At 42.2% G+C, this 14314-nt stretch carries 10 protein-coding genes; 2 read left to right on the forward strand and 8 right to left on the reverse strand.

The window, feature by feature from the left end:
• Positions 1-79: 79 nt before the first annotated feature.
• Positions 80-925, forward strand: a complete 846-nt coding sequence (locus tag H70737_RS19280; RefSeq protein WP_042194205.1) for a lipase family protein — start codon at positions 80-82, stop codon at positions 923-925.
• Here H70737_RS19280 and H70737_RS19285 read toward each other — a convergent pair.
• The 6 genes from H70737_RS19285 to H70737_RS19310 form a co-directional block, all read right to left on the reverse strand.
• Positions 873-3407 (reverse strand): GH39 family glycosyl hydrolase, encoded by a 2535-nt coding sequence (locus H70737_RS19285; RefSeq protein WP_052404349.1) that lies wholly within the window; start codon positions 3405-3407, stop codon positions 873-875. The genes H70737_RS19280 and H70737_RS19285 overlap by 53 nt on opposite strands.
• Positions 3408-3530: 123 nt before the next feature.
• On the reverse strand, positions 3531-5231 hold the full coding sequence (locus H70737_RS19290; protein WP_042189749.1) for a glycoside hydrolase family 3 protein: 1701 nt from the start codon (positions 5229-5231) through the stop codon (positions 3531-3533).
• Between the two features lie 24 nt (positions 5232-5255).
• Positions 5256-7520: a beta-glucosidase family protein gene (locus H70737_RS19295; protein WP_042189751.1), complete on the reverse strand. Its 2265-nt coding sequence runs from the start codon at positions 7518-7520 to the stop codon at positions 5256-5258.
• A 33-nt stretch (positions 7521-7553) separates the two neighbouring features.
• Positions 7554-8909: an MFS transporter gene (locus tag H70737_RS19300; protein ID WP_042189754.1), complete on the reverse strand. Its 1356-nt coding sequence runs from the start codon at positions 8907-8909 to the stop codon at positions 7554-7556.
• An 84-nt stretch (positions 8910-8993) separates the two neighbouring features.
• Positions 8994-9899, reverse strand: a complete 906-nt coding sequence (locus tag H70737_RS19305) for a phosphatase PAP2 family protein (RefSeq protein WP_042189757.1) — start codon at positions 9897-9899, stop codon at positions 8994-8996.
• Between the two features lie 227 nt (positions 9900-10126).
• Positions 10127-10468, reverse strand: a complete 342-nt coding sequence (locus tag H70737_RS19310) for a DUF4181 domain-containing protein (RefSeq protein WP_042189760.1) — start codon at positions 10466-10468, stop codon at positions 10127-10129.
• Positions 10469-10881: 413 nt separating this feature from the next.
• Here H70737_RS19310 and H70737_RS19315 point away from each other — a divergent pair, with 413 nt between their 5' ends.
• A complete protein-coding gene (locus tag H70737_RS19315; RefSeq protein WP_042189762.1) occupies positions 10882-11313 on the forward strand; it encodes a flavodoxin domain-containing protein in 432 nt (143 codons plus the stop codon).
• Between the two features lie 95 nt (positions 11314-11408).
• Here H70737_RS19315 and H70737_RS19320 read toward each other — a convergent pair whose 3' ends face one another.
• Positions 11409-13478 (reverse strand): serine hydrolase domain-containing protein, encoded by a 2070-nt coding sequence (locus H70737_RS19320; RefSeq protein WP_042189765.1) that lies wholly within the window; start codon positions 13476-13478, stop codon positions 11409-11411.
• A gap of 83 nt (positions 13479-13561) precedes the next feature.
• On the reverse strand, positions 13562-14284 hold the full coding sequence (locus H70737_RS19325) for an MOSC domain-containing protein (RefSeq protein WP_042189768.1): 723 nt from the start codon (positions 14282-14284) through the stop codon (positions 13562-13564).
• Positions 14285-14314: the final 30 nt, after the last annotated feature.

A 14314-nucleotide genomic window follows, 5' to 3' on the forward strand; every position in this document is an offset into this window, starting at 1 on the left:
ATTAGTACAGGGTCTTGCATGATATAGGAATCTCTCCCTCGTCCCCCTAATATAGTTTAGGAAGAAGGGCGGGATGCACATGGGTACCAAAAAAGATCAAGAGCAAAGAGCTATCTTTCTAGCTGCTATCTGCGGACAGACCTATGCGCAGTTCTCAAATAAAGATGGTTCGTTCGTCGTTCCATTAGATTATCAGATCGTGGATACGATTGAAGCAAGATCCATCAGCGAGGTGTGGGAACGCTTTGGATTTATTTTGGAATCTCCACAAGAGATTATCGTTGCTTTCCGAGGAACCAGCTCCACAACCGATTGGATGTCAAACGTTATGGCCTCACAAGAGAGATTCAATTACATTAAAGAAGATACCCTTACCCACCGCGGTTTCACGAATATCTACTCATCAGCGCGCGATGGGATTATCTCTACACTCGCTAAGTTATCTCCCGATAAGACCTTATACATTACTGGTCACAGTCTTGGCGGAGCACTCGCCACTTTATGTGCTATTGATCTTGCGGCCAACACCTCGCACATCTCACCTATTCTGTACACCTATGGTTCACCACGTGTAGGCGATCCGAACTTCGTTAATGCTTTTAAACAATATGTCCGCAAGAGCTACCGTTATGCCAATCTCTTTGATGTTGTTACCTACGCGCCTCCACATGTATACAGGCTACCTAAACGGGAAACGAAGTACTATTACAGTCATGTCCACACTTTTTTATCACTGTCATTTCAGAATGGATCGGCAAGTGGTAATCATATGATCAGCTACTATTTCACAGAGCTATCCAAGCTTCAACCGCAATACTCCGAGGAACTTTGTCTAACGAACCCAGGATTCTGTCCAGTTGTAAATAACCCCATCATAAGCGCATCAATTCCACCAACTGCACCTCATGCGGAGACAACTTACTAATTAACGAATAGGTGCTCGTTATTTCGACTTGTTCAAAGGTCAGTTGCGGGCAGCTCGCTTGCTTCAAATAATTAAGGGTGTCAGCATCTATAGGATGAGGCGCCCCCATTCGTACCCACAGGTCGAAAACGCTTCCATTTTGTCTGTTAATTGTATGTCTTTTGATCGTATACGAGCCTGGCTGAATATCTGTAAGCTCCAACGTCAACTCTATGTCTCCACCTTCTTCGAACACATCGTATCTATTCATGCGATTAATGAGTGAGGCATCACCTTTTTGGTACAATGAATCGATATGCGCGTAAGCATACATCATCACCTGCAGCCCCATATCACTACTAGTAATGTAATATCCTTCCCCTTGATGAATGAATTGGCGGCCTAACTTTGCAAGCAGTTTAAACGCGTAGAAGGATGGCTTTGGTATCCCGTTATATGTCATCAGCCCCAAACCTCCATGAAACGTTTCTGACGACATTTTGAACTCCTCTAGCAAATCCGTAGCCGTCCAATAACCAAAACTATGGAGACCATCCATATTTTCCAGTACATTTTTCACGATATAGGCTGCCTTAAAGCATGTATCATTCACTAAATCACGGTGTGAGCCTGTGGCATTCCATTCTGTCATATGCAGTTCAGGAACATCACTTCCCATAGCTTCCGATACGGTTTTCTTCAATTTATTAATGACTCGCGATAAATATTCTGTATCCGCTGAAAGCTCTATTTTCTGAAACAACACATCCGGATTCTCTTCATAATCCACCTGAATCACTTGAGTTGATCTTAACGATTCATCATACGGATAACTGTGAAAGGATATAAAATCAGGCTTTACGCCTCGTCTGCACACATCATTCATAAACCTTGTCAGCCAAACTGACTGCATTAACGTAAGAGATAAAACACCTGGCCCCCCCACACGTAGCTCAGAATCTATGGATTTGATGGTTTGAAATGTTGAAATGAACAGTTCACAGTAAGCTTCATAAGTATCTGGCCAAAAAATATGGATTTCCGGTTCGTTCCACACCTCGAAATACCACTGCCTCACTTCATGAATGCCATATCTATGAATGTAATGTGTAATAAACTGATGAATCATCTGATTCCACTTACGGAGGTCCTTAGGACTACCCACCAAGCTCTTTTTATAAAAAACAGAAGTAGCTCCCTCTCCCGCAAGCTGGCGTGGTAAAAAAGAAAGCTCTAAAAACGGTTTCAATCCGGAGCACAGTAAAAAATCAAATAATGAATCGCTATAAGCAAAGTTTAAGCTCACTTCTCCCCGCTCATTCTCGCCATAAATCATCATCTCATCATCAAAAATACCGTGAAACCGTATATACTGAAACCCAATCTCCTGTTGCATTTGCTTGATATGTCTTTGTACCTCTGCAAACAATACCTCTTTGGCCTTTCCCACCGTCATGAGCTTCTTCCAAGTATGCGCAAGCTCCTTGCTTTGGTTAGACTTTACCGAAATCTCATGGGTCTGCTTATGTATATGAAGGGCAACTGGTAGATTGGAAGTAGCTGATAAATTCTTGTTAGGCAGATATTTGAAAAGCGACTCAAACGCCTGTGTGGGATTCATGTCAAAGTAGTTAAACTGGGCCACACTGCTTTTCTGAAATGAACTGCGTCCGTCAAAGACGGTCTTCCGGTATTCTCCAGGCGTCTGTCGATAGAACTCTTTAAACACCGCATTAAAGGATTTCAGGTTGGGAAACCCATGATCATGAGCGATCTGTGTAATAGATAGATTGGTAAGCGTCAAATCTTTTACAGCTTTATCCAAACGCACCGCATTCACATATTTGGTAAAGGAAGTACCCATATACTCTTTGAAAAAACGCGACAAATACGGAACGGTCAAATACTCCTGAAGAGCCAACTGCTGGATGTTAATTGCCCGATTGTAGTTCTCTTTGACATAAGAGGTAATTCGCAATAGCCGTTCACGATGCTTATCATCATGTTTCTCAGGACTTTGGTCTTGTTCACGAAACCCTTGCATGAGTAAATAAGTTAAATTAAGAAGACAGGACTGTATGCGTAGATGATACCCTTGTGGGCGCTTATTGTGGAGCAGCATCATCTCAGCCAGCAATGTACGAAGTTCATCAAACTTAGATTGTTCTTCATAGCTAGCAGCCGCAGAATTACAATCGAATAACATTCTTTCGATTTGAGGTTCAATCAGAAGTAAATAAGAAACTGGAATTTGCAGCGCTAGCACCAAATTATTCTCTTCAGCTTTAATCGCATGAATTTCATTAGCATTAATCAAGAACAAATCTTCTTCATTTAACTCTCTAAATCTGTCCTTTGTGAAAAGTTCAAGTTTCCCCTTGAGTACGAATAATATTTCAATGCTATCATGCCAATGATTCGGGACCTGATGGGTACTGTGCAAAAACATGTGGACCGGAAGATGATCGTCCATCTCAATATTTTCGTAGGTGTAGCTTTGCAACTAGCACCCTCCTCTCACTCTCTCAATATATGTCTTATGCCCTATTATATTATAAAAAAAGCGATTGAATAGAACTATCCTATTCAATCGCTTGATACTATTACAGATGACTATAAATTCTGATTATAGTTGTGTATCCCAATAGCCACAAAACGAATCCACAGGATTAATTCCTTTAAAGAAGGAACGTCCCACAAGCTTCTCAATCAGTGCATCTACCACATAATTACTTGGTGAATAGGCATTAATGAACGTTGGTATACGCGGGACGTCGATCAAATGATAAGGATTCGCTACAGAAATGAACATCGTTGGCATTTCTTGAATAAACCATGGCATGTCTGCCCCAAATGGAGGTGCCCAATTAATCCGTACAACGGTTTGATTACTATGGGTCTCCAGATTTGAGATATAGACCGCAGCATCATAGTGATCCGTTAACGCATTTACACCTCCGAACATGGCACTGAAATCAACTTCACTCTTATTAAAGAGCGTTACCTCGAATCCTTCCTCTTTTAGCTTGGAAATGAAGTACGGTGCAATATCTGCCCCTCCGAATAATCCTTCCTCGCCTCCTAGTGTGAATACCAGTAGACGTTTGTGACTCTCAGGACTAATGGGGAGCATCTCCTGTGTATCCTTCACTAATGTAACTGACTCATCTGCACATTCCTGAGCCCAACGCACATGCTCTTCGCAAGCAAGGACGGAAAGGGCTTCTTTTTCTGGAACGAGCATGCCTTGTTGTTTCTTCTTATGAAGTCCCAGCGCAGCTTTCACTGCAAGAATACGAGTCACTGCTTCGTTCACGCGTTCCTCCGTCAGAATGCCGGTCTCAATTCCTTTCATCATATAGGCAAAGTCTTCTTCTAAACTCTTGTTAAAGAGAAACATATCACAACCTGCAGCTATGGATGTCGGAACCGCTAGCTCCCGCTTCATTGCCATCGTGAATCCCGCCATTGGCGTAGCATCTGTAGTAATTAATCCATTAAAGCCGAGCTTGTTACGCAATAAATCATTTAAAAGCTCAGGAGCTAACGTTGCAGGCATAATCTCCAAATCTGTAATCCCCGGACGTAATTCTCTAGAATAGGCGGGATGAGCGATATGCCCTACCATAACCGTATGCGCGCCAGCTTCTATACAATCCGCATATACCTTTCCAAAGGTAGCATCCCACTCTTCCACTGAAAGTGAGTTAATAGAGGTCAACAAATGCTGGTCCCTTTCGTCAACGCCATCTCCAGGGAAGTGTTTAATAGATACCGCCATGCCATGCTCTTGAATCGCTTCGGTATAAGCCTTGCTCATGCGAGCCACTCTCTGCGGATCAGAACCAAATGTTCTAACGTTGGTTATCGGGTTACGGAAATTATAGTCGATATCGAGAATGGGTGCGAAAGCCCAGTTACAGCCTACAGCACCACCCTCCCGCGCGGCAATGATACCAAGTTTACGAGCCATTTCGGTGTTATCCGTCGCCGCCACTTGCAGCTGCTTGCCGAAGAAAGTACCCTCTGCCGCAGAACCATTACCTCCTGCTTCAAGATTAGCTGCAATTAGAAGCGGAATATCCGATGTATCCTGCAAGTAGCGATGTGTTTCTTGCACCATCTCTCCTGGACCGGGACGGAACATAATCCCGCCAATCTTAATCCCTTGTGTCAAAAGTGCCAGCTGCGTCTTATCCTCGGTGAACCCGATCGGGCAAAATAACTGCCCGACCTTGCCCACCAAATCCAGAGAGGCTAAGGTTTGTTCTACCCATTTAATCCCCTCATCATCTAGATGAAACGGTTTAGCTTTCAAATCTATCATGTCTTTTATCTCACTCTCCCAGATTTATTTATTGGAATTCAATAGATTAATCAGCTCATCTAACCCTTGTTCCGTCATAGCACCTTGACTGAACATAACCATTGCACGAATCGGCATGTTGCGCATCATCTCGATCATCATATCCGAGCCATCCTGAAGCATGGGCATCATCTCACCAGCTTGTGACAGCATAGCTTGAATAATAGCAGCAGCCTGTGGATCTCCCATAAGATCACCTATAGTTGAATTACGGGTATAGGATTTAGCGAGGGATACAGTTGATTCAACAACCACAGACTCAACAAGCAGGATCTCTTGGGAGGAAGCTCCCACCAAAATTTCAAATTCACCGGTTTCCACATGCCAATCTTTCAGCTTCACGTTATAATAAGCAAACGCTCTGCTATCAAGCGTAAAGCTTACCTGCTTCGTTTCCCCAGGCTGCAGATCTACCTTCGCGAAGCCCTTTAACTCCTTCTCTGGCCGCACCATATTACTGAGTACGTCTTTTACATATAGCTGTACTACTTCTTTGCCTTGCATAGCGCCAGTATTGGTAACCTTCACGCTTACTTGCAGCGTGTCAGTATCTTTCAAAGAGTGCGAACTTACCGAAAGATCAGAGTATGCAAATGTTGTATAGCTGAGACCATAACCAAAAGGGAATAAAGGTGCAATTCGCTTAGCATCGTAGTAGCGGTATCCTACGAACAATCCTTCCTTGTATTCAACGGTATCTCCTTCGCCAGGGAAATTTAAGTAGGAAGGATTATGTTCCAGCTGCAAAGGGAAGGTCTCTGCCAGCTTACCTGATGGGCTTACGTTTCCGAATAACAGATCGGAGATGGCACCACCAAGCGCTTGCCCACCTAGATAACCCTCAAGCACAGCTTTGACGTTGCTGATCCAAGGCATTTCAATGGCCGATCCGTTACTCAGCACAACGACAGTGTTAGGCTGAACATCAGCGACTGCTTCGATCAGGCGGATCTGACTCTCTGGAATACGAAGATGAGTCCGGTCGTAGCCTTCAGACTCATAGCGCTCTGGCAATCCGACGAACACAATCGCCGTATCTGCTTGTGAAGCGGCTTCTATGGCTTGCCCAATAAGTTCCAGACTCGGCTCATCGCTATCAGAAACGTAACCTTGAGAATAACTCAATTTCGCATATGAACCCGCTTCTTCAAGAAGGCTGTAATATATATCATCCAACCTAGTTGGCTTGATATGTGAGCTTCCACCACCTTGGTAACGTGGATTACGGGCAAAATCACCAATCACAGCATAGGAGCCTTCACGTTTCAGAGGAAGAAGACTACCCTCATTTTTAAGGAGTACCATACTTTCTCTGGCAGCAACTCTAGCTAATTGGTGATGTGCCTCAGGATCATAAGAAGCATTTTCTTTGTCATTCTCAACAGCTTTGAAAATAATAGAAAGCAAGCGACCCACCGCACGATCCAGTGCTGCTTCAGATAATGTTCCGCTCTGAACCGCATCGATAATCTTCTGATCACCGGCACCATTACTTGACGGCATTTCTAGCTCCAAACCTGCAGCTAAGCCTTTAGCTCGCTCATTCACCGCACCCCAGTCAGAAACTACGACCCCTTCATGTCCCCATTCTTCTTTTAATATATCCGTGAGTAAATACGGATTCTCTGAAGCATACTCACCGTTCACCTGATTGTAGGAGCACATAACGGTCCATGGCTGCGCTTTTTTCACCACGCTTTCGAAGCTCGCCAAATAGATTTCCCTTAGTGTACGCTCATCTACAATTGCATCTACAGACATACGCCGATGCTCTTGATTATTTGCAGCAAAGTGTTTTAACGAAGTTCCTACGCCTTGGCTCTGAACGCCTTCAATATGGCCTATTGCCATCTCGGAGGATAAATACGGATCTTCAGAGAAATATTCAAAATTGCGGCCGCATAAGGGTGAACGTTTAATATTAGCTCCAGGCCCCAGTAAAATAGAGACATCTTCTGCCTGACACTCTTCCCCAATGGCTGCGCCTACCTGCTTGATTAGCTCCCGGTCCCAAGAACAAGCCATTCCAGCTCCTGCCGGAAAACAAGTAGAAGGGACACTATCGAATATACCCAAATGATCATTCCCAGCTTTTTGCTTACGCAGACCATGTGGACCATCTGTCATCATGATGGATGGAATACCTAGTCGTTCGACGGCTTTTGTCTGCCAAAAATCTAGTCCTGAGCAAAGACCTGCTTTTTCCTCTAAAGTCATTTGTGCAATAATTTCTTGAATGTTAGGTACCATGTTCATTTCACTCCTTATGAATGACTAGTTTCTTTACATAGCGATAGAAGAATTGCGACGTTCCTCGAGCTCACGCATCATAACGGGTTGATCCTTGTCAAGACGATAGAACAACAGCAAAGTAATCATAATAATTTGGCCAATAATCGGTGCCCACAAATAGTTAAATGAAATCGCAGCTAATGCGGATTCTGACTGCGCCGTGGAGTTAGCTACATAACCACCCATCGACAATATCACCCCACCAAGTGCTCCACCGAGTCCCATCCCCACCTTAACCCCAAAACTAGCAGCAGAATAAAGTAGGCCTTGTGCCCGAACACCTGATTTCCACTCCCCATAATCAACCGTGTCGGCCATCATTGCAAAAATCAGACCTGCTCCTACTCCCATGCCAAGCCCGCTTATAAGAAGCCCTGCCAACAGCACCGGAATAGAAAGGGCATTCCCCCCAGTAATTGCAATAAGGTAGCCAATGATAGAAACCACTGATCCCATAATAATTGTGTTCCTTTTCCCAATTTTCTTCACTACAAAAGGAGCGATCACCATCGAAAATATCATCAACAATTGCATCGAATTCACGATAGGAATGAGTTCAGGCTTTTTCATATAATAGGTCATATAATAAATGCTGGTCTGTCCTTGTATCGATGTTGTGATCCACAGGAACAAGCTCATCAGAAGCATGATCAACCAAGGCACATTGCCTTTGAGCGCTTTAACACCTTCTCGCATCGGAAGCGGTTTTTCATCAATGGCTTTTACTCGTTCTTTAGTGTTCGCAAACATGTTTAGAAACAGCAGCAGTGCAATGCTTGAGAACAAGATCATGGTGACCAGAAAACCCTTTGCTTGATCGCCACCACCAAAAGCTTTCACAAGCGGCATCGTTCCAGCACTAACTGTAACAACCCCAATCACGGCGAATATCATACGAACCGTATTGATCACTGTACGTTCATTAGAATTACTAGTCAGACTTGGCAGGATTGCAGACAGTGGTAGATTAATACCGGAATACATAATACCGAGCACGGTGTACGAAATGTATGCGTATACAAGTTTGCCCGTATCACCAAAATCCGGCGTCAAAAACATAAGTACTGCAGTCAAGCTGAAAGGAACAGCAAGCCAAAGAAAATAGGGTCTGCATTTCCCCCACTTTGTTTGCGTGCGGTCAATCATGACACCAATGAACGGCTCGACGATCGCGTCGATTACCCGTGCAACAAGAAATACCACAGCTACCGCACCTGGGTTCAGACCAAACACATCCGTATAGAAGTACATGAGGTAAAGTGTTGTCATCTGGAATATCAGATTTGACGCGGTATCCCCTAGCCCATAACTGATACGCTCTCTCCATGGCATTTGATTTTCATTCATACTACCATCTCCCCTGCGCCGCATTTTGTTAGCGCTTTCTTAATTGCATTGTACTGAAGCTGATTCTTTTAAACTGTCCGTATTTTAACGAAAATAGGGGGCATTTTTATCTTTTAACAGAGCGGTAGCGGTATGTTGACTATTAGGATACAGATCAACCTTAAAGAGCTTACAGAACAGCAGCATACAAGTAATTGTAATAAATGCTCCAAATAATACATCCGTTGCAAAATGATCTCCCATAATGACGCGGCTAGTCGAGGTGCTGATTCCCCACACTACCGCACAGACAAGCATGATATTGCGCCATTTATTAGCGAAAGGCATAAACATCATCCACAGCATCATGGTCCAGCCATTGGCAGAGTGACCCGAAGGAAAGGATTTGTATGCTTCCGTTGTGACGCCGTTCTCTTGAATGCCTTGGGGGAGAAACCAGCTTGTAAATAGAGAATAATCGCCCTCCATATTACGAAAACGCATCCTGCCCCAAAAGATTTTGAGGACATTTACAAGCAGAATCTCCGCGAATACGATCACGATAGCTGCCCAAGCAGCACGATTATACTGTCTGAGCGTTTGAACAGCTATACGGTTCAATAGCCATTGACACAACGTTGCAAATAGTACGGTTATAATTAAACTGTTGATCATAACATGATCTCCATCCAGCTCATACCCACGAGTTAAAGTAATCGTTATAATACCAAATCCACTAAGTAGGATGAAAAATCCGGACACCAGACGGACCATAATCTTCTTTATCAACCGTTCATTTCTAACCGTACTAAATAGAATACTCCCAGCTGCGAATAACACTAGAAAAGCTGGATGTTCTCCATATACCTCAAAAAACCAACCAAACCGCGATTCATGTTCGTTATACAGAGCTTTGGATAGATTCAGATCATTAAACGTAAAGATCGTCATTAACATGACCCATACTATAAGAAATCCCCATATAAAACGTTTTGTCCCTTTTGTCGTCATCTCCTCATCCCCTTTATACTCATTTAGGAAACGCTTACATTTGAGATTATAAAGCTCCATTCATGAATTCGGATAGGCGAATAATAACTTAAACTAGGGTAGATTTTAACCCTCCTCTTATGTGAAAAAGTGATCAATAAATCAAAAGGATCGTTTATCTACAATAAGCAAAAAAGCCTAATCCCTTGTACACACTGAAAGGAGATTAGGCTTTATGGTACAAACGATTAGAAAAGGAAATAAACTAACACCACACCTTCAACTAACAAAATCAGTGAAACGATATGTTGTTTCGTATGCTTTAAGAATTTCCAATCAATAAATGACTGAAATCCTAGGGAAATAATTATGAATACAATCCAAAACCACTTCATTCCCATCCCCTGTACGCCATCAGCTATCATTATGACAATTACCGAAATTAATCCAATAAGTCCGAGTATTAATTTACCTTTTATATTTAGCTCATTACCGTCGTCAGAAAGTTTTTCTTTATCCGGGCCAACAATCCATATCCTTAGAAAAAAACCAGAAAAAGCAATAATTAATAATAAAAATGGAATGATCAATCCTGATGCCCTCCTTCTAAGAAGTTATTCATATTTATTTCTTATCATTAGTTCTTTGATTTCTCTTAACTCATTTAATATTTCTTTTGATATTTGCGTACTTCTAGAGTTATCGATGCCTAATTTAATCACGAATACTCCAAGCAAAAAATAGATGACTAGCATTACGATAATACTCAACTTATCTCCACTCCCCTCTTTATCGTTTGATTCTTAAAAGATGTAGTTAGTGATACCTTAATTATTCCTATGATACCATAATAAGGGTGTATGATTAACGCATGAGAACTTGTTTCTAACTTGACAAAAGATCTGCATTTTCGATAGTATAGATAATATCTCGATTATCAAGATATTCGATTTGCGAGAGTATTTTGAAACCTGAACAATTTAAACTGAAAAGAGGGACCACAATGGCAGTACTTATTCTATACGCTACAAAATCAGGGGCAACAGAGCAATGCGCAAAGGTATTATCAGAAGAGCTTCCTCAGAGTAAGATCTGTAATATTGAAATAGAGAAGCCAAGTCTTGAGGCATTTGATAGCATTATTTTAGGTGCTGGAGTAAGAGACGAGAAAATATATAAAGCGATTCGTGATTTTATCAAAAAAAATAAAGATGAGTTACTAAATAAGAAGATGGGCTACTATATTTGTAACGAAAAACCAAAGACTACGGAGGAATTAATTGAGAAGAATTTCCCAGATGATTTAAAAAAAGCTGCGATTTGCATCGAATCCTTTGGCGGTTATAAAGCCTATAAGGCTCCCAAAGAAGGTACTGATCAGCTCAAGGGGATTTTTGTAGATAAAATAAAAGAGTTTTCTAAGAATTTTAAATAGGGAATATAGAATTTTCTAATAAAAATCCTGTTATCCAGATATATTATCTGGATAACAGGATCTTTTTTAATAAAATATAATTGAATGGTTTATAACTACTTGATTGTCAATTCAAACTTCGCACCCACATCGCTTACAAATACAATTTTCCCGTTACTCGGAAGTTTAACTTGCGTAAGACCACTGACAGTAGAGAAATTCACACACACACCATTCGCATCATAAACAGCAAAGGAACCTTTAGATGGTAGCCCTACTGTCATCAACTTGCCTGATGCTGTCTCAGGTACTTCATACCATCTCGCATATCCATCTGCTTGAATGGTCACCAATGATTGCGGGCCGGCATAGATAGGTTTAATGGCATCCTGCGTTATAAATATTTGGTTTCCAATCTTGAGATACTCCACGCCCTCTTTATTTTCAAAAACAATATCCGCAAGATCGCGCCCACCTAAAGTTGGAATTTGCACGGTCATTTCAGCTTTATTCGGCCCAGTTATTTTATTTGAGCCCATATAGCCCGGTGCATCAAGGAACATAGCAATTCCAGCTACTGGCATACTCATGTAAAATTGTGAGCTATACTTCTCACTGACATCAAAATACAATTTCCCTTGACGCTGCTGCCAAGCTGACAAGACCTCATTGGATAAAGCGTTTGCCTCTAGCTTTTCAGCCGAATATTGAGAAAGAGCAGTCTCACCAAGCCCTGGAATGACCCCGTACCCTTGAATCCAAAGGTAGACACGACCATTGCTTTCCTTCACAAAGCTGACTTTATTAGTACCCGTTGCATCTAAGAATTCACCGTTTGTATTATACGAAAATTTCTGAGCTGGAAATGTAGGTGCCATAATCGAAGATATACTCAATTCCCCAGCTTTACTAATCTCTATCTTCATCAGTTGTGTAGAATCAGCATAGACACCAGCATACTCCAGCAATTCCTGCGGCATAACCTCTTTGTTCGAAGCTTTAAATGTAGGTGTAGGTTTTAGTTCCTTGATAACTCCCTTTTCTTGTAGCGCACTGAGCAATATTTCGTTAGCAAGCATCTGATCGGTTGTGCTATCCCCACCAGAAGATACCACAGCTGCTGCCATCTGCTGATCAGGCAAGACAACAAGTGAAGTATGATACAGAGTTGTATCCCCACCCTTTGTCAGAGCTTTGATCTCGTACTGATTGAATGGATATAAATTTACACTGTCCCAGCCCAATCCATACGCAAACGAATTATCTTTTCCTTTTGGCCACATTCCACGCTTGTACTCCTCTTGCTCCATCGCTTTTACTGATTTTTCTGACAGAAGTTCTTTCGATCCTCCAGTGAAAATAGTTGCAAATCGCACCAAATCTTCAGCCGTAGAATAGATGCCCCCTGTTCCAATCACGTTAATCGTCTCTTGGGGTAAAGCGGCAGGATAGGTAGCATTGTATACACTTGCCAGCTGTCTAGAATCCACAGAATCTACTGGCGTTTTCGTATGCCCAAGCCCTAAAGGACCTGTAAAATTCTGATGGATGAATGTAGTGAAGTCCATACCACTAACTTTCTCAACAATCAACTCCGCCAGCGTAAATCCATCATTACAATATACTGAGTAGGCTCCTGGATCTGCCTTTAGGCGTTGAGTTGTCAAAGTCGCCAGCAAATTATCTTTGGCGATAGAATCAGAATCATTGAATAAGAAAGAGTTCGATAAGTTCGAACCCCCAAGACCTGATGAATGATTCAGCAGCATTCGTACGGTGATTTGCTTATAGCGTGAATCTTCCATCGTAAAATTATTCAGATACGATACGACAGGTGCATCCAAATCTACCTTTCCTTGATCAACGAGCTTCATAATAGAAGCGGTCGTATACATTTTACTCGTCGAGCCAATTCCATACATCGTTGTAGTGCTTGGTGCTGTCTTGCTCTCCACATGGCTGTATCCAGCTGTGCCGCTCATAACGATATTATCGCCATCGATAAGAGCATATTGGAGACTTGTCGTTCCTATCTTTTCCGTTAAGAATGCTGCCTTCTCTGCCGCGACCTTCTGAGTGTTCACATATGTTTGCGTTTTGCTGCTATCCGCTGCTAATGCATTCGTAGGAAGATAAACTACTAAAAGTAAAGATACCATCAACAGGGATATTACTTTCTTCTTCATACATTCCCTCCCGCTATGAATTTTCCATTCCTTTAAAGGGTAAATTATCCATATGAGAATGTAAAGGACGTTTATATCATTATCTAATCCATTAATTCTACTTTGTCTCCGATTCTGATTTCCCCTGTCTTAACTACAGAAGCGTACACTCCGAAGTGTAGTTCAAACTCTTGGTTTAGTTTTTTCAATAATTTAGGGTCTCTTTCCTGACTATCCGGGTCCATCGTGATAACCATACATCTCTCACAAAAACTATCTACCTGTAGCTGAACATCTCCTATGGAGAGCTGCCGCCCGATCCAATCCCCTTCGAAAAGAGATTCATCGCGTAGAGCTATAACAAAGTTCCCACGAAACCGGCGCTGATCTAAGGTATGTCCCCACGCAGCCTCTAGCTTCTTCAAACTAGCATCCGTAATGAGTAAAATACTGGCGCCATCCACCGATAACAATTGCGGGTGCTCTGGCTGTGGATGTGAAGCTTTTATACTAGACATGGTAATTTGCGTTTTAGTTTGGCTTTGGATTTCTTCCAATAAATGCTCATCCCACCCAAAGGTTCGTCCATCCGAAGCCCTTACATGAATTTCTCCATTGATAAATTGCGCTTGGTAGGTCAGCATTTTAGGATTATTTCTAGCCGTAAAATACCGCCACCAGCCCTCTTTTGACTCATCATAAAAGGCACAGAAGCGATCCCCTAACATTCCATACGGTTCTATTACACAGGTTTCCAATCGTTCACCTGCAAATGACTTGACTGGATAGCGATTAATTTCTCTGATTTCACCAACGATTGATTGCACGGCACAACACCTCCACTTTCTAAAAATACA

Source organism: Paenibacillus sp. FSL H7-0737 (assembly GCF_000758545.1).
GTDB lineage: Bacteria > Bacillota > Bacilli > Paenibacillales > Paenibacillaceae > Paenibacillus_AQ.

What these genes read in the sequence shown, in the direction of transcription:
- H70737_RS19280 (WP_042194205.1), top strand. Translation starts at nt 80, where the DNA reads ATGGGTACCAAAAAAGATCAAGAGCAAAGAGCTATCTTTCTAGCTGCT.
- H70737_RS19290 (WP_042189749.1), bottom strand. Translation starts at nt 5,231, where the DNA reads ATGATAGATTTGAAAGCTAAACCGTTTCATCTAGATGATGAGGGGATT.
- H70737_RS19295 (WP_042189751.1), bottom strand. Translation starts at nt 7,520, where the DNA reads ATGGTACCTAACATTCAAGAAATTATTGCACAAATGACTTTAGAGGAA.
- H70737_RS19300 (WP_042189754.1), bottom strand. Translation starts at nt 8,909, where the DNA reads ATGAATGAAAATCAAATGCCATGGAGAGAGCGTATCAGTTATGGGCTA.
- H70737_RS19305 (WP_042189757.1), bottom strand. Translation starts at nt 9,899, where the DNA reads ATGACGACAAAAGGGACAAAACGTTTTATATGGGGATTTCTTATAGTA.
- H70737_RS19315 (WP_042189762.1), top strand. Translation starts at nt 10,882, where the DNA reads ATGGCAGTACTTATTCTATACGCTACAAAATCAGGGGCAACAGAGCAA.
- H70737_RS19320 (WP_042189765.1), bottom strand. Translation starts at nt 13,478, where the DNA reads ATGAAGAAGAAAGTAATATCCCTGTTGATGGTATCTTTACTTTTAGTA.